Here is a 26,085-nt window from a genome sequence, read left to right on the forward strand (position 1 = left end):
GTCTGGCACAAAGACACCTGCCTTTGCAGTAAGGAGTGTGCCATGCGCCAGACCAAACCCCGATCCGGCGCTATCGCCGCAACGCTTGTTCTCGGTCTCGCGCTTGTGCCCTCGGTCGCTTGGGCCCAGGAGGCAGAGATCGAAATCTCGGGTTTCGAGGTAACCGATTCTGCCCTCGACGAAGCCGCGTTGACCGCCATTCTCAATGGCGATCCGGACGCCGATCTCGACGGCCTCGCCGCGCTGGACGCGCTGACCATAACCATCGATCGGCTGGAGGCCGTTGCGCCCGACGGCACCGTGACGGTGCTTTCCGAGTTGGTGCTGGCTAATGTTGTCGACGGCGTCGCGGGCACGGCGGCCATCGATTCGATTACTGTCACCGAAGGCGAAGAATTGATCGGCGAGTTCGGGCTGGTCACAATCTCCGATCTCGATATCGGCGCCATCCTCGCCCTGAGCGGTCAGACCGCCCCGCTCGAAACCGATGCTTTCGTCCCCGTCTTTTCCAGTTTCAGCTTTTCAGGCGGTCATCATGAGACTGACGAGGCTAAATGCGCATTCAATGCTACCCATCTGGGCTCATTGAGCATCCACCCGCAGGAGTTGGCGGCCATGGAGGCGCTGGCCGAAGCGGGCGATGATGCGGAAGGTGAAGCCGTTCTCACTTTCATGTCCAGCTTCCAACTCGATGGGTTGGAGTTCGGCGGCTTCCGGTGCAAAGGCCCGAATGCAGATGGGCGTCCGATAGATTTTCAGATTGGCGGCGTGACGGCGGGCAATTTCACTCCCGGCCTGTGGCCTGAAATCGAACTCGCCGATCTTTTCGTCTCGGGCTTTCAGGATGGGGAGCCGGCCCTGGTGAGCATCGCTTCCGCGCGCTGGGGCGCCACAGATTACAGCCATCTGCTGCAATTGGAGGACCTCGATCTCGAAAGCGCGAGCTTTGAAGCCGCTCGCAGGACCATGCCGCATGTCTCGGGCTTTTCGATTTCCGGCGTCGAAATGGACGTTGCTGACGGAAGCTCCGGCGAGCGCATCGCCTTAAGCCTGGGCGAAATGAGCGTCGATGTGGGCGAATGGTTCAACGGCCTGCCGACCAGCATTTCCTTTTCCATCCAGGATCAGGTGATGAATTTCCAACTCGACCACCCGGCCGAGCAGGAATTCATTGCCCTCATGGGCCTGGCCTCTACCCCGATAGACTATAGCGGCGCCATCTATTGGGATCGTGAGGCCGAGACCATCGAGATCGACTCCATGTCCTACACATGGGGCGATTTGGGTTCGATGACCTCTTCGGTCACCATCGCCAACGCCACCGAGGAGCTGTTCTCCTACGACGAGGCTGAAATGCTCGGCGCAGCGCTGCAACTGGGGCTCGCCGCCTTCATGACCGAAGCCACCGACACAGGTTTCATCGACCTGGTCGCCGAAGTCGCGGGCTACGCCGACGGGTTGTCAGTCCGGGAATCGCGCACGCAATTGGCCAAGACCGCGTCCGAGGACTTGACCACTGATGCCCCCGAGCTTCAGGCGCTCTGGCAGCCGGTGGTCGATTTCATCCAGACGGGCGGCAGGTTGATCGTCGAAGGCCGGGCGGCCGGGGAGGGGGCGGCAGGTCTGTCCACCTTCATGCTGATGGAAACCGATCCCGGCCAGTTTCTCGAAGCTTTCGACATCTCGGTCACCAACTCGCCCCTCCCCGAGGAGGGGTGAGTTCAGGCCCAGATGTTGAAATAGCCCAGCGCATCCCCGATCGAATCTTCTTCGTAGCTCAGATGTGAGAGCAGCACCCGCTCAAGCGCGTCGTTGATTTCGACGGCGGCGGCGAAATTGTCCTGATTGGGCTCGCGCACCAGCGTGTTGAGCGCCCCGATCAGCTTGACCAGCAGCGCATGGACCACCTCATGCTCGGCGGCAAGCCGGTCGGTGACCTTCTTCCAGGCCTCGCCCTTTTGCGACAGCACCGGGAAAAACCCAGCGTCCTCGATCGAATGGTGCGTATGCACCACCTGGCAGTGCTGGCCGCACAAATTCCCGAACCGGCGGAAATTGGTGACCATGGTCAGCGCCTCGGCTTCCGCCTCGACCTCTTCCGCCGTCTTCCTGCCCGCCATGATCTCGTCGATCATCGTGCGCAGCACCTTGGTGTTCTGCCGCAGATGATCGTGGATCGCCTTCAAATGCTGGCCGTAAACCTTCTGTTGCGGCGTCGTATCGAGCCTGGGCGCGCGCGGGCGCGTGGAATCGTCGAGAAAAGAGATGTCGAGAAGCATGGGAATCTAGGGTCTGTGAGGTTGAGCCCCAATCTATGCATTCCCGCCCCGATTTCTACCCCAGCAGTTTTCCCGGATTGAGAATGCCCTTGGGATCGAGCGCCGATTTGATCGCCCGCATCATCTTGAGCGCCACCGGATCCTTCACCGCCTTGAGCAGTCCCGTCTTGAGCTGCCCGATCCCGTGCTCGGCCGAAACCGATCCGCCCAACTCGCGCACCACGGCGTAAACCACCTCATGCACGGCCTCCGCGCCGTCCATGAACGCCTTGGGGTCCGCGCCCTCCGGTTGCGAGAAATTGAAGTGGATGTTCCCATCCCCCAAATGCCCGAATGGCACGGGCCTGATCCCCGGCACCACCCGCGCCGCCGCCTCGCTCCCGCGTGCGATCAGCTCGGGTACTGCCGCCACGGGCACCGAAACGTCGTGCTTGATCGACGCCCCTTCGCGCGATTGCACCTCGCTCATCTGCTCGCGCGCCACCCAGAACGCCTGCCGTTGCGCCAGAGAGTCCGCAATCACCCCATTGCCGACCAGTCCGGTCTCGAACATATCCTCGACCGCCTCGGACAGCGCGCTGCCCCGGCCACCCTTGGGCACCGAAATCTCGGCCAGCACATACCACCCCGACACCGCCGCCGTCGGGTCCTGCGCGATCATGCCGTGCTTTAGCTGAAACTCGAACCCGATGCGCGGCATCAATTCGAACGCCGTGAGCGTATTGCCCGCCCGCGCCCGCAATTGCGCGAACACCTCCAGCGCCGCCTGTGGCGAAGCCACATTGAGCAGCGCCGTCTCGTATGTCTCGGGCTTGGGATAAAGCTTCAGCGTCGCCGCCGTGATGATCCCCAGCGTTCCTTCCGAACCCACCAGCAGGTCCTTGAGGTCGTATCCGGTGTTGTCCTTCCGCAGCGCATTGAGCCCGTTGTAGATCGACCCGTCGGCCAAAACCGCCTCGACCCCGAGGCACAATTCCCGCGCATTGCCATAGGAAAGCACCTGCACCCCGCCGGCGTTCGATCCCAAGACGCCCCCGATCCGCGCCGAGCCCTGCGAGGCGATATAGAGCGGGAACATCATCCCGGCTTCCTCGGCGGCCTCATGGGCCTCCTCAAGCGTCGTCCCCGCGTCGAGCGTCATATGCCCCGCCGCCGCATCCACCGATCGCACGCCCCTGAGCCGGGAGATCGAAACGATCACCTCGTCGCCATAAAGCGGCACCTGGCCGCCCACCAGCCCGGTGTTGCCCGCCTGCGGCACGATATGCACGCCCACCTCATGGGCCCACTCCATCACCGCCTGCACTTCGGCCACCGTGCGGGGCAGGGCGATCGCCTGCGCCTCTTTGTGGAACCGTCGGCGCGGTTCGGAGAGATAGCCCGCCATGTCGGCTGGCTCGGCCAATACGCTCTCGGCGCCGAGAAGCTGGATGAGGGCCGGAACGATCTGGTCTCTGGAAAGCGTCATGAAAATCCCGTCTTCGAATCCGCCCGCATTATCGCATGCGGCAAATGGCACTGGCCAGATGTTCCAACCCCTGTGCCACCTTGCCCGTTCCTATCCCCTGTGCCAAAACCGGCGGTAACGAAACCGATACCGGAGAACACCATGGCTGGTTTGATGGAAGGCAAGCGCGGGCTCATCATGGGCGTCGCCAACAACCGCTCGATTGCCTATGGCATCGCCAAGGCCCTGCACGGGCAGGGAGCGGAAATGGCCTTCACCTATCAGGGCGAGGCGCTGCACCGCCGCGTCGAACCGATCGCCGCCGAGTTCGGCTCCGATCTGGTCCTGCCATGCGATGTGACCGACCCCGACGCCATGGACGCGGTGTTCAACGTGCTGAAATCGAAATGGGGCAAGCTCGATTTCCTCGTCCACGCCATCGGCTTTTCCAACAAGGAAGAGCTCGAGGGCCGCTACGTCGACACCACTCCGGGCAATTTCGCGCTGACCATGAACATCTCGGTGTTCTCTTTGACCGCGCTCGCCAAGCGCGCCGAAGCGCTCATGGAAGATGGCGGCTCGATCCTGACGCTCACCTATTACGGCGCCGAAAAGGTGCTGCCCAACTATAACGTCATGGGTGTCGCCAAGGCCGCGCTCGAAGCCTCGGTGCGTTACCTCGCCTCCGACCTCGGCCCGCAGAATATCCGCGTCAACGCCATTTCCGCCGGCCCCATCAAGACGCTTGCCGCTTCGGGCATTTCCGATCTGCGCGAAATGCTCAAGTGGAACGAGGAGAACGCTCCCCTGCGCAAGAACGTCACCATCGAGGAAGTCGGCAATTCTGCCCTCTATCTCCTCTCCGATCTTTCGACGGCGGTGACCGGCGAAGTCCATTATGTCGATTCCGGCTACAACATCATCGGCATGAAGGCCATGCCCAAGGATGCGCCGGCCGGCGAATAAGCCTTTCGGGGCGCGGGGTGCCGCGCCCTCATTCTTCAACCGTTTGGAACTGCCATGCACCAGGTCACCTGGCCCGATTTCTATTTCGCGCGCCACGGCGAAACCGACTGGAACCGCGAACGCCGCTACCAGGGCAGCCGCGATATCCCGCTCAACGAAACCGGCCGCAAGCAGGCCGATTCCAACGGCCACCTTCTGCGTTTCCTGCTCGAGGAAGCGGGGGCCGATCCGCGCAAATTCCATTGGTACGCCTCCCCGCTCAGTCGCGCCCGCGAGACCATGGAACGCATGCGCGCCGCTTTCGATGTCGACCTGCCCGAAGTGATCTACGACCAGCGGCTGGTCGAGATTTCCTTCGGCGCTTTCGAGGGCATGCTGCACGACGAGATCGCCCGTGAACGCCAGGCCCTGGCCCCCGGCCAGCGCGATGCAAGCTACTGGACGTTCCGCCCCGACAATGGTGAAAATTACGACGATGTGGCCGCGCGGCTCCTCGATTTCGCGCGCGAATTGACCGACCATTCCATCATCGTCGCCCATGGCGGCGTGCTGCGCGTCCTCCGCCATCTTGTCGAAGGTGTCGAGCGCGCCGAAGTGCTCAACTGGCAGCCGCCTCAGGGCGTCATCGCCCATTTCGTCGGCGGCGACATGACCCTGCACGCGGCGCAAAAGACATGGTGAGCTTGTGGACGACAATCCGCTGACCCGCCCGGGTCCGGCCCATCCCGACATCACCGATCCCGATATCGCCCGGCTCGTGGCCACCTTCTACGGCCGCGCCCGCGAGGACGAAGTGCTTGGCCCGATCTTCAATCGCGCCGTTGACGATTGGGATCACCACATTGCCCAGATCACCGATTTCTGGTCCTCGATCATGCTGCGCACCGGCCGCTATTCCGGCCGCCCCCTCAACCCGCACCTCCGCCTCCCGCTCGAGCCCATCCATTTCGACCGCTGGCTGGCCCTGTTCGAAGAGACCGCGAGCGAGATCTTCAGCCCCGAGATCACCCACGAATTCATGATCCGCGCCCGCCGTATCGCCGACAATTTCGAACTCTCCATCGGCACCATGCGCGGCGAAATCAGAACACCGCGGCACTCGCGCTGACGTAGGGGATTCGGTCTGGCATGGAGTGTGCCCTCAAACCTCTCCCGCACCGCCGGCAGCGTTGCGGATTGTCGGGTCAAGCCCGACAATGACGAACGAGAGGTGGGAGTGCCGAAAAATGTTTGATGCTTTCACTCACCTCTTCCACCCCCACCGTGTCACCCCGGGCTTGACCCGGGGCGAGGTATGCGCGCCGCCCCACCCACCTCGTCGTCTTCGGGCTCGACCCGGAGACCCGCAAGGCCTCCACGCCCTCTTTGCAAAAAAAACTTATCCCCGCCCTCTGCGCTTCCTCCATACTCCCCCTCACGATCCCGCGCATATGGACGCAAGCGCTACGAACGTTTGGGCGGGATCGGTTCGGGTCCGTTGGGAGTCGTCCCAGCGGAGGCAGAAACGTTCCCAGCGCCAGCCCATGGTAAGGCCGAGGGTGTACTGGCGAAAGCCAGCGGGGATTGGCCCCAGCATGAGAGGACGACCAGGCCCAAAATCCCGAGCGCATGGGGCGATGATCGCTTCATACTAACAAATACAGCACGAGGCGTTCATCGCCCCATGCCGTCTATCCAATCATCAGCCGAGGCCCATGGCCGTCGGGCGCTTGCTCGTACCCTTGGCCACGGTGCCGAACCTCGCCCCCTCGGGGAGAGGTGTCCGGCAGGCCGGTGAGGGGACAGCCTCTCCCAGCGGACAACCCCGGAAATCACCACAACCTCCTCCCATCGAACGATTGACCCGCTTTCCCGCGCTGCCTAGAACACCTTCACCAATTTCGGGGCATCCCAATGAGCGACAATACCTTCGGCCACCTTTTCCGCTTCACCACCTGGGGCGAAAGCCATGGGCCCGCGCTCGGGGTGGTCGTCGATGGCGTGCCGCCCAATCTCCCCATCAGCGCCGAAGTGATCCAGCGCGATCTCGACCGTCGCAAGCCCGGCCAGTCGCGCTACACCACCCAGCGCCGCGAGGCCGATGAGGTGAAAATCCTCTCCGGCATCTTCGAGGACGAGCGCACCGACGGTCTGCGCACCACCGGAACGCCGATTTCGCTGCTGATCGAAAATACCGATCAGCGCTCCAAGGACTATTCCGAGATCCGCGACAAATTCCGTCCCGGCCACGCCGATTACACCTACCACCAGAAATACGGCATCCGCGACTATCGCGGCGGCGGCCGCTCCTCGGCGCGCGAAACCGCCGCCCGCGTCGCCGCCGGCGCCGTGGCGCGCCTGGTGATCCCGCAGGTTTCCATCCGCGCCTCCCTCGTCCAGATCGGCCCGCACAAGATCGACTATGCCAATTTCGATTGGGATCAGGTCGACGAAAATCCCTTCTTTTGCGCCGACCCCAGGGCCGCCGAAACATGGGCGGAATATCTCGACGGAATCCGCAAGGCCGGCTCATCGGTCGGCGCCGTGGTCGAAGTCGTTGCCGAAGGCGTGCCCGCCGGCTGGGGCGCCCCGATCTACGGCAAGCTTTCCGCCGATATCGCCTCGGCCTTCATGTCGATCAACGCCGTCAAAGGCGTCGAGATCGGCGAGGGCATGGGCGCGGCTGAATTGACCGGCGAGGAAAACGCCGACCAGATGCGTTCGGACCGGCCGCTGCCCCAATTCCTCTCCAACCGCTCCGGCGGCATTTTGGGCGGCATTTCGACGGGCGAACCCATCGTCGCCCGTTTCGCGGTCAAGCCCACAAGCTCCATCCTCACCCCGCGCCAGACGGTCACCACGGGAAACGAGGATACCGACATCATCACCAAGGGCCGTCACGACCCTTGCGTCGGCATCCGCGCCGTCCCCATCGGCGAAGCCATGATGGCCTGCGTCCTCGCCGACCATTTCCTGCGCCATCGCGGCCAAACCGGGCGTGAGGGCGGAGTAGGTTTTTCCCAATGAGTTTCACGAAAGGTCCTCTCACCGGGTCAATTCACGGTCGCCCGACCTTCACCTCTCCCTTGGGGGAGAGGTCGGGCTTTGCGCAGCAAAGGCCGGGTGAGGGGGCCTTGATCCGTGCCGGGGACAAGTCCGCATGACCAGTGAATCCGACCGCCGCGTCGAAACCGCTCTGGCGGCCATGAAAAATGGCGGCATGGTCGTGGTCATCGACGATCACGACCGGGAAGGGGAAGGCGACATCATCGCCGCCGCCTCGACCATCACGCCCGAGCAGATGGCGTTCATCGTCCGCCACACCTCCGGCATCGTCTGCGCGCCCATCACCGGCGAGCGCGCCGCAAAGCTGCGCCTCGATCCCATGGTCGCCGTCAACGATTCGGCTCACACGACCGCTTTCACCGTCTCGATCGATTTCAAGCACGGCACCACCACCGGCATCTCGGCCGATGACCGTACGGCGACCGTCCGGGCGCTGGCCAATGGCAATATCGGCGCTGACGATTTCTCCCGCCCCGGCCATATCTTCCCGCTCATCGCCCGGCGCGGCGGTGTGCTCATGCGCTCGGGCCACACCGAAGCGGCCGTCGATCTGTGCAAGCTTGCCGAGTTGCCCGATGTCGGTGTCATTTGCGAGCTGGTCAATGATGACGGCACAGTCACCCGTGGCCAGCAGGTTGCCGATTTCGCGCAAAAGCACGATCTGCCGCTGATCTCGGTCGCCGACCTCATCACCTATCGCCAGCGCCGCGAAAAACTGGTCGAGCGCGTCGCGACCTTCGATATCGAAACCATCGCCGGCCGGGCCATCGCCCACGCCTATTCCACGCCCTTCGATCGCGTGCAGCACCTGGCCTTGGTCTTCGGCAACCCCAGTCCCGCCGAGGCTACCCCCGTGCGCCTGCAGCGCGAGGATATTGTCGCCGACGTGTTCGGCGGCGCCTCCAAGCTCAACCAGTCCATCGAAGATCTCGCCCGAACCGGCGGCGTCCTCGTGTATCTGCGTGAGGGCACGGCCGGCGTTGCACACGATAGCCAGGCAGCGCTTGCCGAGCGCGAGGACCACGCCTCGGCCCGCGACCGCGAAGCCGAATGGCGTGAAGTCGGCCTCGGCGCGCAGATCCTGCGCGATCTGGGCATCACGACCATCCGTCCCCTCTCGTCGCGCTCGCGCCGCTATATCGGGCTGGAAGCGTTCGGGATCACGATCTCGGAATAGCGGGTTTTCGCCTCGGCCGCGACCGCCGGAAGGTGCGCGCCACCGATCCGGCGGTTCGTTCCTCGAACATGGAAAGCAGGCTGTCGAGCCAGCCCCAGTGCCGGCGCAGCCGACGCACCAGCCGCAGGGCGAGTTTGGAGGAGCCGATCAGCAAGAAGATCGCCACCGCCATCATCGGAATGCCGAACGGCAGCGGCGTCGGCGTGATGATGGCGCCGGTCAAAAGCAGCACAAGGGCAAAGGGGACCACGACGATCCGCAGCATTCAGCCAGTCTCGGGTTCAGCCGCGCCTGAAGGCGGCGAGTTGCTCGATATTGCCGTCACCGCCCTTGAGCGGGGAGGGCATCCGAGCGACCAGTATCCATCCCAGATTTGACATTTTTGCGATAACCGCTGCGATTGCCTCTTCCACATGCGGTCCAGCCCGCACGATGCCGCCCTTGCCGATGTGGTCGCGCCCCACCTCGAATTGCGGCTTGATCAAAAGCACCGCTTCGGCCCCCGGCACGCAAAGTGCCGACGGTGCCTCGATCACCTTGGTGAGCGACACGAAGCTGATGTCGCAAACCAGCATCTCGATCGGCTCGCCGATCACCTCCGGCCCCAGATCCCGGGCATTGGTGCCCTCCAGCGAAACGACATTGGGCAGTGCAGCCACATCGGCATGCAACTGCCCATGCCCGACATCGACGGCATAGATCTTGGCAGCTCCCCGTTCGGCGAGCACCTGCGTGAAACCGCCAGTGGATGCACCGAGATCGAGACAGACTTTTCCCCGTGGGTCAAAGCCCGTGCTATCAAGCCCGGCAACGAGTTTGAGGGCTGAACGTGAGACATACGCTGCGGCAGGATCATCGAGCGCTATGACGTCGCTTTCGGAAACCTGCTGGTTGGGCTTGGAGGCTGGATGTCCGTTGATGGTGACCGTGCCGCGCAAGATGGCATCGCGTGCCCGCGCCCGGGAGGGGACCAGCCCTCGCTGCTCCAGCGCAATGTCGAGCCGGATGCGGCTCATGCTTCGGTGAGCCGTCTCACCTTGTCGAGCGCGGCATCGGTGTCCTCGCCCCAGGCGATGGTGCCGAAGAATTCGCCCTCATCGTCGATCATGAACACCGAGGCCGTATGATTGACGAGATACTCGGTCGTACTTTCGGACTCGACCTTCTCGGAAAAAACGCCGTAGGAGCGCTTGATCTGCTCGGTTTGGGCTTCATCGCCCACGAGCCCCATCACCTCCGGCCCGAAATTGGAAAGATAGGCCTTGGTGTGCTCGAGCGTATCGCGCGCCGGGTCTACGGAAACGAAAATGATGCGCAGCTCGTCGTCACTGAGCCCGAGCTGTTCCTTCCACCCCGTCGCTTCGGCCAGCGTCGTCGGGCAGACATCGGGGCAATAGGTGTAGCCGAAGAACATCAGCGTCGGCGTACCGACCAGATCGTCCTGGGTGAACGTCTCCCCACTCGCCGTCGAGACCATCTCGAACGGCCCGCCGAACATCGAGCCGGACGGCGTGATTGGGCGGGTAAAGAAGATCACCGTCGCCGAAATCGCGGCGAGGGCCACCAGGGCCCACAAAACGATGCGCACTTTTGCCAGCACGGCCTAAATTCCCAGCTATTGATCCAGCGGCTCGACGCCGGTTGGAGTTCCATCCCTTGCCAGCGTGATCTTTTCGATCCGCGCCTCGGCCTGCTTGAGGAGGGCTTCGCAATGGCGCTTGAGCGCTTCGCCGCGCTCATAGATCGCGATCGATTCCTGCAGCGGGGCCTTGCCGCCTTCGAGCTGCGCGACGATCTTTTCAAGCTCGTCCAGCGCCGCTTCAAAGCTCATATCGGCAATGTCGGTCATGGCTGCTCCCTTAGTGTTCGTTGTGTTCGGGTCCGGCTTCGCCGGTCAGCAGCATGCCTACATGCGCCGATACCCCCGAGGCAAGCCCGCCCAGGTCGTAGCCGCCTTCGAGCATCGAGACCAATCGGTTTGAGCAGCGCTTGGCGGCAATGTCCATCAACTTTCCCGTGAGCCAGGCATAGTCGCTCCCCACCCATTCGAGCTGGGCCAGCGGGTCGCGGCGCTCGGCGTCGAACCCGGCGGAAACCAGAATCAGGTCCGGCGCGAAATTGTCGAGCGCGGGCAGGATGCGCTCCTTGTAGGCCGCGCGCATCTCGGCGCCCCCGGTCCCCGCGTCGAGCGCCACGTTGACGATATTGCCGACCCCAGTTTCGTGCGGCGCCCCGGTCCATGGGTAAAGCGGCATCTGGTGCGAGGAGGCATAGAAAACGCTTGGATCGTCCGCGAATATATCCTGCGTCCCATTGCCGTGATGTACGTCGAAATCGATGATGGCGATCCGCTCGGCCCCATAGAGCCGCTGCGCCTGCCGCGCTGCGATGGCGATGGTGTTGACGAGGCAAAACCCCATCGAGCGTTCGCGTTCGGCGTGATGTCCCGGCGGGCGAGAAAGCACGAACGCATTATCCGCCTCGCCCAGCACCACGGCCTCGACCGCCCGCAAGACCCCGCCCAACGCAGTAGCCGAGGCATCGAGGCTTTTGCCGGAAACGAAGGTGTCGGCATCGATCTGCCCGATCCCTTCGGCGGGCCGTATGTCGCGGATGGTGCCCATCACCTTGGGGCTGTGCACCAGCTCGGCCAATTCCAGGTCGCCGCCAGGCGCCGCTTCGCGCACAAGTCCGGCAAAGCGCGGGTGGCTCAGCGCCTTAGCCGCCGCCTCCAGTCGCTCCTGGCGTTCGGCATGGCCCTTGGGCGTAAGGTGCGCGGCGCCATTGGTCTGGCTGATGAGAAGCGTGGTCATTTGGGCCTCGGCTAGCGTCTCTTCTTGACGTGGCCCGGACCGCTTGTCAAACACCCTCGATGGCTATTGAACGCACCGATCCCCAGACAGTTCAGGAGGCCGCCGCATTGCTGCGCGCGGGGGAGCTCTGTGCTTTCGCCACCGAGACGGTCTATGGTCTGGGCGCCGATGCCACCAATTCCAATGCCGTGCTCAAGATCTACGAAACCAAGGGACGCCCGCGCTTCAATCCGCTGATCTGCCATTGCGCCGATCTCGAAATGGCCGAGCGCTATGCCGTGTTCTCCCCCCTGGCGCGGGAGATCGCAGAAATCTTCTGGCCCGGCCCGTTGACGCTCGTCTTGCCCGTCAAACCCGGCGGAAGTCTTTCCGACCTCGTGACCGCCGGCCTCAATACCGTGGGCCTTCGCGTTCCGGCACACCCCATGGCGCGCGATCTGATCTCCGGGCTGGGACGTCCCGTCGCCGGCCCCTCGGCCAATCCTTCGGGAAAGCTTTCCCCCACCACCGCCGAGCACGTGCGCGCCGCTTTCGGCAGCGCGGTCCCCGTGCTGGACGGTGGCCCGTGCTACAGCGGGGTTGAATCCACGATCCTGGCGGTCGAAGACGACAGGGTGACCCAGCTCAGGGCAGGGGCCATGCCACGGGAGAATATCGAAGCGGCTCTCGGCAGACCTGTTGCCCAGGCCTCGCATGACGCTGCCATCACCGCGCCAGGCATGCTCAAAAGCCACTACGCCCCGGGCGCGGCCTTGCGGCTTGATGCCAATGCCCCGTCTCCGGGCGAAGCCTATCTCGCCTTCGGTGAAGCTCCGGCCCATGACGGCCCGCTCCTCAACCTCTCGCCAGAGGGCGATCTGCGCGAAGCCGCGCGCAATCTTTTCGCTTTCCTGGCGCGTCTCGATGCATCCGGCGCCAAAACCATAGCCGTGGCGCCCATTCCCCATAGCGGCTTGGGCGAAGCGATCAACGACAGGCTTGAACGCGCCGCCGCGCCGCGCGGCTAATCGCGGACCTTATAAGGCTTCTGGTCGCGCCAGAACCGCATCAGGCTCTCAAGGTCGGGGTCGCCGCCTTCAGGGAGGACGACCCGCAGGTTGACGTAGAGATCGCCCTTGCCGAACAGCCCTTTGCCCTTGAGCCGCAGCGCCTTGCCAGTGTCAGGGCCTGGCGGCAGGTTGAGTTCCACCGCGCCGTCGATCGTAGGTACACGCACCTTGGCGCCAAGCACGGCCTCATAGAGCGTGATCGGCACATCGACCCGCAGATCGTTGCCGTCGCGGCGGAACTGCTTGTGCTTGGCAAATTTGATGGTGATCAGCGCATCGCCCGGCTGCCCACCGAGAGGTGAGGGGCGTCCCTGGCCGCGCAGGCGAACCTGCTGGCCTTCTTCGATGGGAGAGGGGAGCTTGACCGAAACAGTTTTGCCCGAAGGCAGCGTCACAGGCACCGAGCCGCCCTTGTGGGCATCTTCGAGTGAAACGGCGAGGTTGACGACAACGTCTTCGCCCGCGGGCGCACCGCCGCCCATCGAGCCGGTGAACGGGTCCCATCCCGCACCGCCCGCGCCCATTCCGCTGCTGAAATGGCTGCCGCCGGCCGAGCGCCTTGCGCCGCCGAAGCCGCTCATGAATTCCTTGAGAATATCCTCGGCATTAAAACCTCCGGCACTGGCGCCCGCCCGTCCGCCGCGCATGCCTGAAGGGTCGAAGCCGCCGAACCCGGCGAACTTCGGATTGCCGTCGGCATCGATTTCGCCGCGATCATACTGGCCGCGCTTGGTCTTGTCGGACAGGAAGTCGTATGCGGCCGTTACTTCGGCGAACTTTTCGTGCGCCGTCTTGTCGTTCGGGTTCTGGTCCGGGTGCAGCGTCTTGGCCAGCTTGCGATAGGCGCTCTTGATCTCCTTCTCGCTGGCGCTCTTTGGCACCCCAAGTACTGTGTAAGGGTCGCGCATTCGCTTAAATCACCTTGAAAGGGCGCCCCGGCGGTCGGCCGGTGGCGCCACGTCCTTTCGATTCCATTATTTGCGGGCAGTTGAAGCGCCGCAGGTTTGCGTTCTATATGGCCACGCACCCCGCTATTGTCCAGAAGGGATGGATTTGTCCGTCATGGCCTCGCTGACCGATCTGCTCTTTGACGATGCCCACAAGGGTGACATCGATCCCATGGAACTCTTTCCTCTCTGGCTCGACGAGGCGCGGGCCAGCGAGATGAACGATCCCAACGCCATGGCCGTCGCAAGCGTCGATGAAGCCGGCTTGCCCGATATCCGCATGGTCCTGCTGAATGGCTTTTCCCCGGCGGGCTTTGTGTTCTTCACCAATTTCGAATCGGCAAAGGGGCGTGAACTGCTCGCCCATCCCCGGGCCGCCCTCCTGTTTCACTGGAAGAGCCTGCGCCGCCAGGTGCGCGTGCGCGGCATCGCACAAGAGGTTCCACCCGCCGAAGCCGATGCCTATTTCGCGACGCGCCCGGCCCAATCGCGCATCGGTGCTCACGCCTCGGACCAGTCCCGCCCGCTCGAAAGCCGTCAGGTGCTGGTGGATCGGGTCGATGCCCTCACCGAACGCTTTTCGGACGGCGATATCCATCGCCCGGCGCATTGGTCAGGCTTCCGTATCATCCCCCTGCAAATCGAATTCTGGAAGGATGGCGCCTTCCGCCTGCATGACCGGGTTCTTTTCTCCCGTCCGGCGCCCGATGCGTCCTGGGGCCGCACGCGGCTTTATCCCTAGCCTATGCGCATTCTGGTTCGCACGTCCAAGCTCGCGATCTGGGCCCGGCGCCTGGCGCTCTTTGCCGCCGCGCTGATCGTTATTTCCGCCGGTCTTCATGTTATCGGCCAGGTCGCTTCGGACGTGTTCGAGATCAGCCTGATCATCGGGACGCTCTGCGCAGCGGCCGCGTTCCTTGTGGGCCTTGCCGCCTATATCCGCCTCTGGTTCACCGGCGACAGGGGCTGGGGGCCCGCGACCGTGGGGTTCGCACTGGGCCTTCTGTGCCTGGCTCCCGCAGCGGTCACGGCGGTGCTGGCCGAGCTCTATCCGTCCACCGCCGACGTCACTACCGCCCTGTCCAATCCGCCGCAATTGCGTATGGCCAACCCTGGTCAATCCCAGGTCGATTCCGAGACGGTGCTGATCTCGTTTCCCAATCTCATCACCCGCATCTACCGCATTCCGCCTCAAACGCTGTTCTCGCTTGGGGAGGCTCTGGCGGGCGCCAATGGCTGGGAGGTGATCGCCTCAACCCCGCCCACCGCCGAGCAGGCCGGTGAGTTCAACGCCCTGCGCCGTTCGCTTCTCGGCTTTGAAAACGAGATCGCTTTTCGCGTTGTGCCCAACCCGATCGGTGCGCTCATCGACCTGCGCGCCGCCTCGGTCGATCCCGTGCTGCACGATCTGGGCGACAATGGCCGCGCCATCGAGAGCTTTCTTCTTGCGCTCGATGATGCTGTCTCGGTTCATATCCAGAACAACATGGCCGAAACCGAGGCCGCGCCGGTCGATCCCGGACTAGTGCCGGAGGGCGAGACGGGTGCCCAATAGTCCGCGCTCGAGCAGGATTTCGCCGCGTCTTTCGAGATATTCGGCGTGCGAGAGCAGCGTCCGCCGCGCCGCGATCGCCAGCTTGCCCTTGAGCGCCGGATAAATCGCCCGCGTCGCCGCAGATAGCGTCGTCGGCCCTCGCCGCAGGACGTCGAGCAACTGACCATTCCGCATCAGCCGGTGCGCCTTGAGTGCGCGGGCAAAACCAGGCCCGTCGGCGATTTCCCCGCCATGGGCCGGCACATATCGCGTCTGCGGCAGCGCTATCACCCGATCCAGCGAGGAAAGATAGTCGCCCAGATCCCCGTCGGGCGTCGCCACGACGGTCGAATTCCACCCCATGACGTGGTCGCCCACCAACAGATGGCTTCCGCCTCGTGCCGCAAGGGCCAGATGGTTGGCGCAATGGCCGGGCGTCGCCACGACCTTGTAGCCGATACCGTCGATCTCGATCGTTTCGCCATCGGCAAGTGTACGATCGGGCACCAACGTGAAATCCCCGGAGCGAGCAAAGGGATTGAACTCAAACCGCTTGAGCGGCCGCGACAGCCGGTGCGGCCCGCCCGACCAGAGCGGCGCCCCGGTTTTGGCCATCAGCCGCTGCGCCAGGCCGCTATGGTCGCGGTGCGTATGGGTAAGAATCACCGCCAACACGGCCCTTCCATCGATGGCTTCGAGCAGCGCCGAGAGGTGAACGGGATCATCAGGGCCGGGATCGAGAACGGCAACCGCATTGTGGCCGATCAGAAAGCTGTTGGTGCCGGTAAAGGTATAGGGGCTCGCATTGGGTGCCGTCACCCTCACCAGTCCGGGCACTATCGTCACCGGTTCGCCCGTCTGCGGGTCAAAGTCGGTCGAATAGGGCGGGGAGGGAAAGGAGGCGGGCATTGCGCACGCTCGCATGTCTGGCTAGAACAAAAGCTTCTTGCTTCGGCTTTAACGCAAAGGGACAAGTTATGGCCACGACTTTCGCCACTTCCAACACGCTTCTCGGCCTTTACCAGCCCCGCTCGCAAGCCGCACGCCTGGTCTCGGCGGTTGCGGTTGCCTTCCTGGGTTCGGTGCTGCTCACCATTTCGGCCAAGATCAACGTGCCAGTCTGGCCTGTTCCGGTCACCCTTCAGGCTATGGCCGTTGCGGCCCTCGCCGCCGCGCTGGGTGCACGCCTGGGCGTGGCCACCGTTGCGCTCTACCTCGTCCAGGGCCTTGCCGGGCTTCCCGTCTTTGCCGGCGCCGGCGCCGGGCTGCCCTATCTGATGGGCCCCACCGGCGGGTTCATCCTGAGCTGGCTGCCCATGGCCGCTATCATCGGTTATGCCGCTGACAAGGGCCTTTCGCGTAAGGTTGTCCCGCTCTTCCTGGTGATGACCGGTGCCGCCATGTTGAGCCTCGTCGCCGGTTTCCTATGGCTTTTGGCGCTTTCCGGTCAGGCCGGCTGGATTGACCAGAGCAATGTCGTGCTGTCCGCCTATAAGGGCGCCATCGAGCCGTTCGTCGTCTGGGATATCGTCAAGATGGCCTTTGCGGCGTTGACCGTGGTCGGCGGCTGGGCCCTGCTCGAACGCAAATAAGCACCAGAACCTATTTTTCAGGGGGCCGGTCGGGCGACCGGCCCTTTTTGTTTTTGCAACCGGGTCAGGGTTCTCCCCGTTGAGTTTGCAACAGGCAAATGACGGTTACAGGAGAAAAAAATGGATCCCTTTCCCTATCCCTGGTTGTTCGCGGTCCTCGGCGGTGCCATCATCCTCGGCATCGTGATTGCCTACGGGGCATACAAATCGTCGAAAGCCACGCCGCGGCAGAAAGATGCTGCCGAGCATGGTGCTCACGAAATATACCATAAGGACCAGAGTAAGAATTGAGTGACGACCAACGCCGCGTTGTCATCGTCGGAGCAGGCTTTGGCGGCCTGAGCGCGGCCAAGACCCTCGCCCGTGCCGGTGTGCCGATAACGCTGATCGACAAGCGCAACCACCACCTTTTTCAGCCGCTGCTCTACCAGGTCGCGACGGCCATGCTCTCCCCGGCCGAAATCGCCGTCCCCATCCGCTCGGTTCTCTCGCCGGGCAAGGGCCGCGCCATCGAGATCATGATGCAGGAAGTGGGCGATATCGATACGGAAAAAAAGATCGTACACTGCGTGAGCGGTGACGAAATTCCCTATAGCGCGCTGATCGTCGCCACAGGCTCGAAATACACCTATTTCGGCCACGAGGACGAGTGGGCGTCCTTTGCCCCCGCGCTCAAATCCATTGACGATGCCGTCAACATCCGCCGCCGCGTGCTGCTCGCTTTCGAGCGTGCCGAAACCACAAACGATCCGGCTTTGCGCGAAAGGCTGATGACGTTCGTGGTGATCGGGGGCGGTCCCACCGGCGTTGAAACCGCTGGCGCGCTGGCCGAGTTGGCCAAGGCGACCCTTGCCCGCGATTTCACCAATATCGACCCCCGCGCTGCCCGCGTCGTGCTGGTTGAGGCGGTTGGCGGCCTGCTGGGCGCTTATCCCAAGCATTTGGGTGCCTATACCGAACGCAAGCTGACCGATCTGGGCGTCGAGGTCCTTACCAATTCGCCGGTCAAAAAGATCGACGAAGAAGGTGTCATGGCGGGCGAAACCTTCATCGCCACCTCCAACGTCTTCTGGTGCGCGGGGGTGGAGGCCACACCGGTCGGCAAATGGCTCGGTGTCGGTACGGAAAAGAACGGCACCGTCAGCGTGGGCGCGGACCTGCAGGTTCCCAGCCTGCCGGGCGTCTATGTCATTGGCGATGCCGCCACCGCCCATGACGCCGACGGCAAGCGGCTTCCCGCCCTCGCGCCCGTCGCCAAGCAGCAGGGCAAATATGTTGCCGAGTCGATAATCCGGGCCCGCCAGGGCCGCTCACCGCAAGGCCAGTTCCGCTATCGCGACTGGGGCACCATGGCCACCATTGGCCGTTCGGCCGCGGTGGGCAAATTCGGCAGGTTCGAACTCACTGGCTTTCCGGCCTGGATGATGTGGGGGGCGGTCCACATCGCCTATCTCGTGGGATTCCGTAACCGGATCAACGTGCTGGTCAACTGGCTCTGGGCCTGGATCACCTACGCCAAGGGCGCGCGCCTCATCACCGGCCCGGAGGCCGCCACGACCCAGTCGATCGACAGCCGCAAGGCTATCGATGAGGAGTTGGACAAGACGGTCGCCAACGTCCAGCAATGATGGTTTGGCGCGGAGCTCCGCGCCATTGCCTCATTCGTGAAAGGTGAAGGTCGCGACCTCGCAGACATTGACGCCGGCTTGGATCGCTTCGGTGCCGTCGGCAAAAACCGCTCTGAAATCATAGCGGCAATAGCCGCTGCCATCATCGATGTTCATGACCACCGCATTGCCGGCCGGCAGCACGGAATCGCCCAGGATGTCTTCTTCCCAGGTCGGCGCATCCACCGTCGAAGCATAGAAATACATCATCGTTTCGGATGTGGCGTTGACGATCTGGACTCGGCGGTCATAGCTCTGAGCCCATGCCGTTGCAGCCGTCGCGGCGACGGCCAGCGCGACCGCACCTGCAAGCAATCTCTTCATTTTCGAATGTTCCCCCATAACTCCCGGTCCGGGAGCGCCGGCTATTCTAGCGCGTCGTCTGAAGGCTGCGAAGAGGGAAAAACAAAACCCGGCTTCGGTTGTCCGAAGCCGGGTCTAAAGTGGTCGGAGTAGGGTGATTCGAACACCCGACCCCCTCGTCCCGAACGAGGTGCGCTACCAGGCTGCGCTATACTCCGATATCATCGTCGGCAGGCGTCCGGCGAAAAGTCGCCCAGCGCGTTGTCGTCGTTTCGGGGCGTTATATAGTGCGTCGTGCGCCTGTTCAAGCCCGTTCGACAGTGTTGCGGCGCACGGGCAAACAGTGTAGGACCAACCCGCTTTTGGGGCGTCGCCAAGTGGTAAGGCATCGGTTTTTGGTACCGACATTCGCAGGTTCGAATCCTGCCGCCCCAGCCAACCTTTCCAAGAGCCAAATCATCTCCCCGCACATCCCGCCCAGGGATAGGGTCGTTGGCGTCTATGGCGCGAAGTGGTCGCTTCTTCCCCTATAGCCGGAACTTATGGGTGCGCGACGCGATTCTATTTTCCCATTCCTGCGCGCTTCCCTAGCTTGTTGTCTGAACTTTGCGCAGGCGCCCCGCCGCCTGCCGATCGATGCAGGTACAGGGTACGAGAAGAGATGAACAAAACCGCTTTAGTTGTTTCCGCGCATTCGGCCGATTTCGTGTGGCGTTGCGGCGGTGCGATCGCGCTGCATGCTTCACTTGGCTATAACGTCACCGTGGTTTGCCTTTCCTATGGCGAACGCGGAGAAAGCGCCAAGCTCTGGAAGAACGAGGGCATGACCCTCGACGTCGTGAAGTCCGAGCGCCGCAAGGAAGCTGAAAACGCGGCCAAGGCGCTCGACGTTCACGACATCGAGTTCTTCGACCTGGGCGACTATCCGCTGGAAATGACCCGTGAAGCCAAGGACCGGCTGGTGGGCGTCATGCGCGCTGTCCAGCCCAGCTTTATGATGACGCATTCCAAATACGACCCCTACAACACCGACCACATGTATGTGTCGCAGTGGACCTTGGAATGCCGCGCCATCGCCCAGGCCTGGGGGCACAATCCGGGAGAGAAGATCCTGGGCGCGCCCCAGGTCTACCTGTTCGAGCCGCACCAGACCGAGCAGATGGAATGGAAGCCCGATACCTTCCTCGACATCACCCCTGTCTGGGATAAGAAATGGGCGGCGATTCAGTGCATGCAGGGCCAGGAACACCTCTGGCGCTATTATGAGAACGTGGCGCAGAACCGCGCCAATCATTTCATGCGCAATTCCGGTGGTCAGTCGGGAGGCCGCAAGGCCCAATATGCGGAAGGCTTCCAGTCGATCTTCCCCCGCACCGTGGATGAACTCTGATGAGCGTCGTCGTCCAGAACATCGAGCGGGCCGATCCCGCGATCATCGCCGGACTGGCCGAATGCGGCGTTGCCACCGTGCATGAGGCGCAGGGGCGCAAGGGGCTGTTGGCGGCCTATATGCGGCCGATTTATTCGGGCGCCCGGCTTGCCGCTTCTGCGGTCACGATTTCCGCACCCCCTTGCGACAACTGGATGGTTCATGTGGCCATCGAGCAGATCAAGGACGGGGACATTCTGGTGCTCGCGCCCACCTCGCCGTCCGACGCCGGCTATTTCGGCGATCTTCTGGCGACCTCCGCGCTGGCCAGGGGGTGCAAGGGACTGATCATCGATGCCGGCGTGCGTGACGTGGCCGATCTCGCCGCCATGAAGTTCCCGGTCTGGTCCAAGGCGATCTTCGCCCAGGGCACCGTTAAGGAAACACTCGGATCGGTGAACGTGCCGATCGTCTGCGCCGGAGCCTACATCAATCCGGGCGACGTTATCGTGGCCGATGACGACGGGGTTTGCGTGGTGCGCCGCGACGAAGCGGCGCAAGTGCTCGAAGCCTCCCGCAAACGCGTCGAGAACGAGGAGGCCAAGCGCAAGCGCCTGGTGGCCGGTGAGCTAGGCCTCGATATCTACGGCATGCGCGAGCGCCTTGAGCAAAAGGGTCTCAAATATGTCTAAGGCCGGTACGCGCGTCATGTGGATGCGGGGCGGGACTTCCAAGGGCGGCTATTTTCTCGCCTCGGATCTGCCCGCCGATCCCGCGGTCCGCGACGCGTTGCTGCTTCGGATCATGGGCTCGCCCGATCCGCGCCAGATCGACGGCATGGGCGGAGCCAATCCGCTCACCTCCAAGGTGGCGGTGGTCAAGCCCTCGACGCGGGACGGGGTCGATGTCGATTACCTCTTCCTGCAGGTGTTCGTCGACAAGGCAATCGTCACCGATGCGCAGAACTGCGGCAACATTCTTGCCGGGGTCGGCCCCTTCGCCATCGAACGCGGCTTGGTTGCGGCCGCGGATGGCACCACGGATGTTCGCATCTTCATGGAAAACACCAGTCAGATCGCGACGGCCACCGTGTCCACCCCAGGCGGCGTCGTCGACTATGCCGGGGAAGCCCGGATCGATGGCGTGCCCGGCACTGCGGCGCCTGTTCCGATCGTCTTCGAGGATACGGCAGGCTCGAGCTGCGGCGCGCTGCTGCCCACCGGCAATGCGATCGATACCGTCAACGGCGTCGAACTGACGCTGATCGACAACGGCATGCCCTGCGTCATCCTCGATGCCGCCGATTTCGGGATCACCGGCACCGAGGCGCCGGCGGAGCTCGATGCAGACCAGACGTTGAAAGCGCGGCTCGAGGAGATTCGCCTGGCGGTCGGGCCGATGATGAATCTGGGCGATGTCTCGGAGAAGTCCGTTCCCAAGATGACCCTGGTGAGCCCGGCGGCCAATGGCGGCGCGATCTCGACCCGCAGCTTCATTCCCCATAAATGCCACGACGCGATCGGCGTCTTGGCCGCCGTCAGCGTCGCCAGCGCGTGTCTGCTGCCGAGTGGCCCCGCCGCCAGATACGGTAAGATCGGACCTGGGGCCGACAAGTCGATTTCGGTGGAACATCCCACAGGGGAATTCACGGTGATCGCCCGGCTCGACGGGAGCGGTGAACTCGCATCTGCCGGCGTTCTGCGCACGGCGCGCAAGCTTATGGATGGCTACGTATTTTAACCCGCTGGTGTCGGGTGGCCGAACTGCCCACGCACGGAATCGAGGAATTGCCTCTGCATGGGCGTCGGGCGCCAATTGCTGCGCATCGTAAGTCCGATGGCGCGCCGGCTGTCTTCGATTGCGATGGGCAGGGCGCTCATCAGACCTTTTTCGATTTCACCGGTCGCCTGAAGGCGCGAAACGACGCCAAGATACGGCCCTTGATGGAGGAGTTCCCGCATCAGGATCATCGAACTGGTTTCGACCATGGTGAAGGGCGTTGGAAGGCCAGCGCGTTCGATCTGTGCATCGAAGTGCTGGCGCGCCGGCGTGCCCGAAAAGGGAATCACCCAGGGAAAGTCCAGCGCCTGGCGCAAATCGGGAGCGACTTCCCCGGCGAGCGGGTGACCGGGTCCGGAGACGACGACCACCTCGTCCTCAAAGAGATGCTCCTGGACGATATCGGCGACCGGGGGCGGGGTCCGCAACGCGCCGAGCAGCAGATCGATCTCTGCCCGCAATAGCCCCCCGAGTAGCGTTTCGTACGGGCCCTCGACGATCCTGAAATTGACCTGAGGGTATCGACGCTGGAACTGGGCCATGGCCCTGGGCAGCAGAAAGGCCCGTGAAAGCGGCATGCCGCCGATCGTGATGGTAAGGCGGGCGTTCCCTCCCGTCTCTTCAAGCTCCATTTGCGCCTGGGCTAGCTCGGCAAAGGCCAATTGTGCGGCCTGCGCGAGTTGATGTCCCACGCGCGTTGGAACAATCCCGAACTGCGTGCGCCGAAACAGAGGACGGCCCAGTTCCTGTTCGAGCTGGGTTATGGCCCGGTGCACGGTAGGTTGCGTAATGCCCAGGTTGCGGGCAGCCAGGCTGAAATTCTGGCTATGAGCCAGTTCAATCAGGGCCCTGAGACGCGCTGTGCTCGCCGTAAGGTGGAGGCGCGCGCCGAAGGGGGTCGCCGCGGCATCGAGCAGCCCCAAAGCACGTTCGATGCGGGCCGTCAGGATGGCGCCGCTCGGGGTTGGAAAAATGCCTTTAGTGGTGCGGTCGAAAAGCGGCTGGCCGAAACCGGCCTCCAGCTTCTTGAGCGCCTGGGTCGCGGCGGGCTGGCTGATATTGCATCGCGAGGCGGCGGTGGTGATCGAGCCGGTTTGCGCAACGTTCAGCATGAGCCTCAGATGCCGCAGGTTCAGCTCCGGAATGACCAATGTGTTTGCCAGGCCTTCTTGGAAAGAGGGGGCGGGGTAACCCGCCCCTCACGCTGTCACAGAGTTTCGGGCCAGTAAAGCCGCGTCGGATTAGTGACGAGCAGCGCCTCGAGTTTGTCGGCGCCGGGTGCGATGATCTTGAGCAGGTCGACCAACTCGCCATCGTCGGGCATGTTCTTTTTGATATTGGGATGCGGCCAATCGGTGCCCCAAAGGACGCGATCGGGAAATTTCTCGACCAGCAGGCGGCCATATTCGGCGGCGTCGTGGAATGGCGGTCCCGCACGGGAGATGCGTTCCGAGCCGCAAACCTTCACCCAGAAGCGCTCGTCTTCCATGAGCTGGAGCAGCAACTGGAAGGCCTGCTGTTCCACGCCCGCGCTGGCATCGACCCGCCCCATATGGTCGATCACGGTCACGATATCGAGTTCCTCGAGGAAGGGGGCGAGATCTTCGAGCCAGTGAGAATCGAAGTGGACGACGATGTGCCAGCCGAGCGGCTTGATCTTGGCGACGATTTCGCGAACCGCGTCCTTGTCGGCCGCTTCTCCCAGATGGGCCACGAAGTTGAACCGAACCCCACGCACACCCGCTTCGTGGAGCGCCCGCAATTCCTCCTCGCTCACGTCCCGCTCGACCATGGCGATGCCGCGATAGGCGCCGCCACCCGCCCGGAGCGCATCGACCATGGCGCGGTTGTCGGTGCCGTGGCAGCTGGCCTGCACGATCACCGAGCGCGACAGGCCCAGATGCCGGTGCAGCGCGAACAGTTTTTCCTTGGGCGCGTCTTCGGGGCGATAGGTCGCCGCATCCGAATAGGGGAATACGTTGCCCGGCCCGAACACATGGCAATGGGCATCGCACGCGCCCTCGGGAAGAACGAGGTCGGGCTTTTTGGGGTTGGGGTGGGGAGGAAGATTTTGCGACATAGGGCTCTTTCTCGATAGTCTGGCACGGCCGGTTCCCGGCCGCATGGACCGGGAACCGCCTTGCCGCTCTAAAAAAGCGACTTGAACTCGCTTAGTTGATCTGGGCTTGCGCCGCCGGGCGCGGAGTGGCGGTGACCACGCGGAACATCGTCACTGCCACGAACACGACCCCGATGACCCGTGCGCCGACCGTCACCGGATCGGTGGCATCGACCGGGGTCGGCCAGCACACCAGCAGCGCACCCGCGATCAGCAGGCCCCGTTCGAGCCAGCTCATCGGCCGCACCATCCAGCCCGCGAACGCCACCGAAAGGACGCCCACCGCAATCGTGGCGAACACGATCCCGAGCGTGATCTGGACCGGCGTGCCGATCATCAAAATGCCCGGCATGGTTACGAACAGGAACGGCACGAGAAGTTTGACGAACCCCAGCCTGATCGATTCCGCTGCCGTCTCGTTGGCTCCGGCGCCCGAAATCGAGGCGGCGGCATAGGCGGCCAGCGCCACGGGTGGGGTAATGGCCGAAACGAGCCCGAAGTAGAAGATGAACATATGGGCCGAGATCGCAGGCAGGCCGAGCTGGGTGAGCGCCGGCGCGATCAATACGGCCAGCAGCAGATAGGCGGCCGAGGTCGGCAGGCCCATGCCCAGAACGAACGAGGCCAGAGCAGTGAGGATCAGGATCAGCCAGATATTGCCCGCCCCGACTTCGAGGATCAGGCTCGAGAGCATCAGCCCCAGGCCCGTGAGGTTGAGCACGCCGATTACGATCCCCGCGGCGGCAACGGCGGCGATGATGGGAACGGTCGAGATCAGCGTATCGCGGCATACCAGAACCAGGCCGATCGGACCCAGCCGCGTATCCTTGCGCCAGGGGCTGATCGCCAGCGCCAGCACGATGCAGAACACCGCGGCACGGGTCGGCGTCATGCCCAGGCTCATGAGCACGATGATGCCGATCAGCGGGACCAACAGATAGCCGCGGGTCTTGAGCGTTTCCCAAAGGAACGCCATGCCCCCAGCCGTATCCCGCGCCAGGTTCAGCTTGCCCGCCTCGAGCCGCACCGCGACAAGCAGCGCGAAGACGTAGAGCAGCCCTGGCACCAGGGCGGCGAGCGCGATGGTCGAATAGGGCACGCCGATGATCTCGGCCATAAGGAACGCGGCGGCGCCCATTACCGGTGGTAGGATCTGTCCCGCTGAAGAGGCCGCGGCTTCGATCGCGCCAGCCAGCTTGGCCGAATACCCCACCCGTTTCATGAGCGGAATGGTGAACGTGCCCGTGGTCACCACATTGGCGACTGCGCTGCCGTTGATGGTCCCCATCAACGTGCTCGAAACGGCAGCAGAAAGCCCAGGGCCACCCTGCACGCGTCCGGTCAGCCCGCGCGCGATGTTCACGAACACCTCGCCGGTGCCCATTTTCATCAGGATCATGCCCAGAAGGGCGAAAAGGAAGATGTATTCGACGGCAACGCCCATCGGCACGCCGAAGAAGCCTTCGGTGGAAAGGAACAGCGTCGAGGTCAGGCGGGCGAGGTCATAACCGCCATGGCCGTATTTGCCGGGGATGACATAGCCGAAATAGGCGTAGATCAGCGCCACGACCGAAAGGATCAGCAGGGCCCAGCCCAGCGTCTTGCGCACGAGGACGAGGGTGACCGCGAGCAGCCCGAGGAAGATGTACTGGTCTATGGGCGTCGACATCGCGCCGCGCATGATGATGTCGTAATAGGAGGTCCACAGATGCGGACCCGGAATCAGCGCGATGAGCGCAAGGAGGTAGAGCGCGGCGCGTCCAAGGGCGGATCGGATCTGCAATGCCACAGCCAACAGGCCGGCCGAAGCGGCCAGTGAAAAGAACGTGGCGCGCAGGATCAGCGCCGTGATGCTCCCGAAATAGGCGCCGTGAATGACCAGCGCCGTTACGCCCACCGCGAGCACGGCGTAGAGGAAGGAAACGATCGCCGCTTCTTTCCCTGTTCCATGCTCGTTCGGCAGCGCGAGCTTGTTGTGGACGTCGGACAGGAACGACAT

At 63.4% G+C, this 26,085-nt stretch carries 28 protein-coding genes and 2 tRNA genes; 16 read left to right on the forward strand and 14 right to left on the reverse strand.

The features are described from left to right. Positions 1–42: 42 nt before the first annotated feature. A complete protein-coding gene (locus NO932_RS04695) occupies positions 43–1,719 on the forward strand; it encodes a hypothetical protein (RefSeq protein WP_309209934.1) in 1,677 nt (558 codons plus the stop codon). Positions 1,720–1,721: 2 nt separating this feature from the next. On the opposite strand, the gene NO932_RS04700 is transcribed toward NO932_RS04695, so the two are convergent. Both NO932_RS04700 and NO932_RS04705 read right to left on the reverse strand, forming a co-directional pair. Beyond that, positions 1,722–2,279, reverse strand: coding sequence for a hemerythrin domain-containing protein (locus NO932_RS04700; protein WP_309209935.1), 558 nt, complete (start codon positions 2,277–2,279; stop codon positions 1,722–1,724). A 55-nt stretch (positions 2,280–2,334) separates the two neighbouring features. Continuing rightward, on the reverse strand, positions 2,335–3,747 hold the full coding sequence (locus NO932_RS04705) for an FAD-binding oxidoreductase (RefSeq protein ID WP_309209937.1): 1,413 nt from the start codon (positions 3,745–3,747) through the stop codon (positions 2,335–2,337). Positions 3,748–3,888: 141 nt separating this feature from the next. On the opposite strand from NO932_RS04705, the gene fabI reads away from it, so the two are divergent. The 5 genes from fabI (at position 3,889) to ribB (ending at position 8,914) form a co-directional block, all read left to right on the forward strand. Next, the gene (gene fabI, locus NO932_RS04710) at positions 3,889–4,692 is read left to right on the forward strand and encodes an enoyl-ACP reductase FabI (protein WP_309209938.1); all 804 of its coding nucleotides are present in this window, start codon (positions 3,889–3,891) and stop codon (positions 4,690–4,692) included. Positions 4,693–4,746: 54 nt separating this feature from the next. Next, positions 4,747–5,373 (forward strand): histidine phosphatase family protein, encoded by a 627-nt coding sequence (locus NO932_RS04715; protein ID WP_309209939.1) that lies wholly within the window; start codon positions 4,747–4,749, stop codon positions 5,371–5,373. A 4-nt stretch (positions 5,374–5,377) separates the two neighbouring features. Beyond that, complete coding sequence (locus NO932_RS04720; RefSeq protein ID WP_309209940.1) at positions 5,378–5,800, forward strand: group III truncated hemoglobin; 423 nt, start codon at positions 5,378–5,380, stop codon at positions 5,798–5,800. Between the two features lie 785 nt (positions 5,801–6,585). Then, on the forward strand, positions 6,586–7,698 hold the full coding sequence (gene aroC / locus NO932_RS04725; RefSeq protein ID WP_309209941.1) for a chorismate synthase: 1,113 nt from the start codon (positions 6,586–6,588) through the stop codon (positions 7,696–7,698). A 133-nt stretch (positions 7,699–7,831) separates the two neighbouring features. Continuing rightward, positions 7,832–8,914, forward strand: a complete 1,083-nt coding sequence (gene ribB / locus NO932_RS04730; protein ID WP_309209942.1) for a 3,4-dihydroxy-2-butanone-4-phosphate synthase — start codon at positions 7,832–7,834, stop codon at positions 8,912–8,914. Here ribB and NO932_RS04735 read toward each other — a convergent pair. The 5 genes from NO932_RS04735 to NO932_RS04755 are packed head-to-tail and all read right to left on the reverse strand — an operon-like array spanning position 8,898 to position 11,727. Continuing rightward, entirely contained in the window at positions 8,898–9,179 is a 282-nt protein-coding gene (locus tag NO932_RS04735; protein WP_309209943.1) for a hypothetical protein, read from the reverse strand. The two genes, ribB and NO932_RS04735, sit on opposite strands and share 17 nt — an antisense overlap. Positions 9,180–9,195: 16 nt before the next feature. Then, a complete protein-coding gene (locus NO932_RS04740; RefSeq protein WP_309209944.1) occupies positions 9,196–9,930 on the reverse strand; it encodes a TlyA family RNA methyltransferase in 735 nt (244 codons plus the stop codon). Continuing rightward, positions 9,927–10,514 (reverse strand): SCO family protein, encoded by a 588-nt coding sequence (locus tag NO932_RS04745; protein ID WP_309209945.1) that lies wholly within the window; start codon positions 10,512–10,514, stop codon positions 9,927–9,929. Before NO932_RS04745 ends, NO932_RS04740 begins: the two co-directional genes overlap by 4 nt. 15 nt (positions 10,515–10,529) lie before the next feature. Further along, positions 10,530–10,763: an exodeoxyribonuclease VII small subunit gene (locus NO932_RS04750; RefSeq protein WP_309162268.1), complete on the reverse strand. Its 234-nt coding sequence runs from the start codon at positions 10,761–10,763 to the stop codon at positions 10,530–10,532. Between the two features lie 10 nt (positions 10,764–10,773). Further along, the gene (locus tag NO932_RS04755) at positions 10,774–11,727 is read right to left on the reverse strand and encodes a histone deacetylase family protein (protein WP_309209947.1); all 954 of its coding nucleotides are present in this window, start codon (positions 11,725–11,727) and stop codon (positions 10,774–10,776) included. Positions 11,728–11,786: 59 nt separating this feature from the next. On the opposite strand from NO932_RS04755, the gene NO932_RS04760 reads away from it, so the two are divergent. Next, positions 11,787–12,734: an L-threonylcarbamoyladenylate synthase gene (locus tag NO932_RS04760; RefSeq protein WP_309209948.1), complete on the forward strand. Its 948-nt coding sequence runs from the start codon at positions 11,787–11,789 to the stop codon at positions 12,732–12,734. Here the strand turns inward: NO932_RS04760 and NO932_RS04765 are convergent. Further along, on the reverse strand, positions 12,731–13,684 hold the full coding sequence (locus NO932_RS04765) for a J domain-containing protein (protein WP_309209950.1): 954 nt from the start codon (positions 13,682–13,684) through the stop codon (positions 12,731–12,733). The two genes, NO932_RS04760 and NO932_RS04765, sit on opposite strands and share 4 nt — an antisense overlap. Positions 13,685–13,838: 154 nt before the next feature. On the opposite strand from NO932_RS04765, the gene pdxH reads away from it, so the two are divergent. Continuing rightward, positions 13,839–14,465: a pyridoxamine 5'-phosphate oxidase gene (gene pdxH, locus NO932_RS04770; RefSeq protein WP_309209952.1), complete on the forward strand. Its 627-nt coding sequence runs from the start codon at positions 13,839–13,841 to the stop codon at positions 14,463–14,465. Between the two features lie 3 nt (positions 14,466–14,468). Continuing rightward, on the forward strand, positions 14,469–15,278 hold the full coding sequence (locus NO932_RS04775) for a DUF1499 domain-containing protein (protein WP_309209953.1): 810 nt from the start codon (positions 14,469–14,471) through the stop codon (positions 15,276–15,278). Here NO932_RS04775 and NO932_RS04780 read toward each other — a convergent pair. After that, positions 15,246–16,166 (reverse strand): MBL fold metallo-hydrolase, encoded by a 921-nt coding sequence (locus tag NO932_RS04780; RefSeq protein WP_309209954.1) that lies wholly within the window; start codon positions 16,164–16,166, stop codon positions 15,246–15,248. The genes NO932_RS04775 and NO932_RS04780 overlap by 33 nt on opposite strands. A 68-nt stretch (positions 16,167–16,234) precedes the next feature. On the opposite strand from NO932_RS04780, the gene NO932_RS04785 reads away from it, so the two are divergent. The 3 genes from NO932_RS04785 to NO932_RS04795 all read left to right on the forward strand — a co-directional run bounded on the left by NO932_RS04785 (position 16,235) and on the right by NO932_RS04795 (position 18,477). Beyond that, positions 16,235–16,849 (forward strand): biotin transporter BioY, encoded by a 615-nt coding sequence (locus NO932_RS04785; RefSeq protein WP_309162257.1) that lies wholly within the window; start codon positions 16,235–16,237, stop codon positions 16,847–16,849. A 120-nt stretch (positions 16,850–16,969) separates the two neighbouring features. Next, positions 16,970–17,140, forward strand: coding sequence for a hypothetical protein (locus tag NO932_RS04790; RefSeq protein ID WP_309209955.1), 171 nt, complete (start codon positions 16,970–16,972; stop codon positions 17,138–17,140). Further along, the gene (locus tag NO932_RS04795) at positions 17,137–18,477 is read left to right on the forward strand and encodes an NAD(P)/FAD-dependent oxidoreductase (RefSeq protein WP_309209956.1); all 1,341 of its coding nucleotides are present in this window, start codon (positions 17,137–17,139) and stop codon (positions 18,475–18,477) included. Before NO932_RS04790 ends, NO932_RS04795 begins: the two co-directional genes overlap by 4 nt. A gap of 30 nt (positions 18,478–18,507) precedes the next feature. Here the strand turns inward: NO932_RS04795 and NO932_RS04800 are convergent, their stop codons facing one another. Both NO932_RS04800 and NO932_RS04805 read right to left on the reverse strand, forming a co-directional pair. Next, complete coding sequence (locus NO932_RS04800) at positions 18,508–18,840, reverse strand: hypothetical protein (RefSeq protein ID WP_309209957.1); 333 nt, start codon at positions 18,838–18,840, stop codon at positions 18,508–18,510. A gap of 120 nt (positions 18,841–18,960) precedes the next feature. Continuing rightward, positions 18,961–19,037, reverse strand: a tRNA-Pro gene (locus NO932_RS04805). Positions 19,038–19,182: 145 nt separating this feature from the next. Here NO932_RS04805 and NO932_RS04810 point away from each other — a divergent pair. The 4 genes from NO932_RS04810 (at position 19,183) to NO932_RS04825 (ending at position 21,928) form a co-directional block, all read left to right on the forward strand. Further along, positions 19,183–19,257: transfer RNA gene (locus NO932_RS04810), tRNA-Gln, on the forward strand. A 223-nt stretch (positions 19,258–19,480) separates the two neighbouring features. After that, positions 19,481–20,209: a PIG-L deacetylase family protein gene (locus NO932_RS04815; RefSeq protein WP_309162253.1), complete on the forward strand. Its 729-nt coding sequence runs from the start codon at positions 19,481–19,483 to the stop codon at positions 20,207–20,209. Continuing rightward, the gene (locus tag NO932_RS04820) at positions 20,209–20,880 is read left to right on the forward strand and encodes a 4-carboxy-4-hydroxy-2-oxoadipate aldolase/oxaloacetate decarboxylase (protein WP_309209958.1); all 672 of its coding nucleotides are present in this window, start codon (positions 20,209–20,211) and stop codon (positions 20,878–20,880) included. Before NO932_RS04815 ends, NO932_RS04820 begins: the two co-directional genes overlap by 1 nt. After that, positions 20,873–21,928, forward strand: coding sequence for a 4-oxalomesaconate tautomerase (locus NO932_RS04825; RefSeq protein WP_309209959.1), 1,056 nt, complete (start codon positions 20,873–20,875; stop codon positions 21,926–21,928). Before NO932_RS04820 ends, NO932_RS04825 begins: the two co-directional genes overlap by 8 nt. Here NO932_RS04825 and NO932_RS04830 read toward each other — a convergent pair. The 3 genes from NO932_RS04830 to NO932_RS04840 form a co-directional block, all read right to left on the reverse strand. Then, positions 21,925–23,079: a LysR family transcriptional regulator gene (locus NO932_RS04830; RefSeq protein ID WP_309209961.1), complete on the reverse strand. Its 1,155-nt coding sequence runs from the start codon at positions 23,077–23,079 to the stop codon at positions 21,925–21,927. The two genes, NO932_RS04825 and NO932_RS04830, sit on opposite strands and share 4 nt — an antisense overlap. Positions 23,080–23,174: 95 nt before the next feature. Then, positions 23,175–24,047: an amidohydrolase family protein gene (locus tag NO932_RS04835; protein ID WP_309209962.1), complete on the reverse strand. Its 873-nt coding sequence runs from the start codon at positions 24,045–24,047 to the stop codon at positions 23,175–23,177. A gap of 91 nt (positions 24,048–24,138) precedes the next feature. Further along, positions 24,139–26,085 (reverse strand): TRAP transporter fused permease subunit, encoded by a 1,947-nt coding sequence (locus NO932_RS04840; RefSeq protein WP_309209963.1) that lies wholly within the window; start codon positions 26,083–26,085, stop codon positions 24,139–24,141.

The sequence above is a fragment of the Pelagibacterium sp. 26DY04 genome, assembly GCF_031202305.1.
Lineage (GTDB): Bacteria > Pseudomonadota > Alphaproteobacteria > Rhizobiales > Devosiaceae > Pelagibacterium.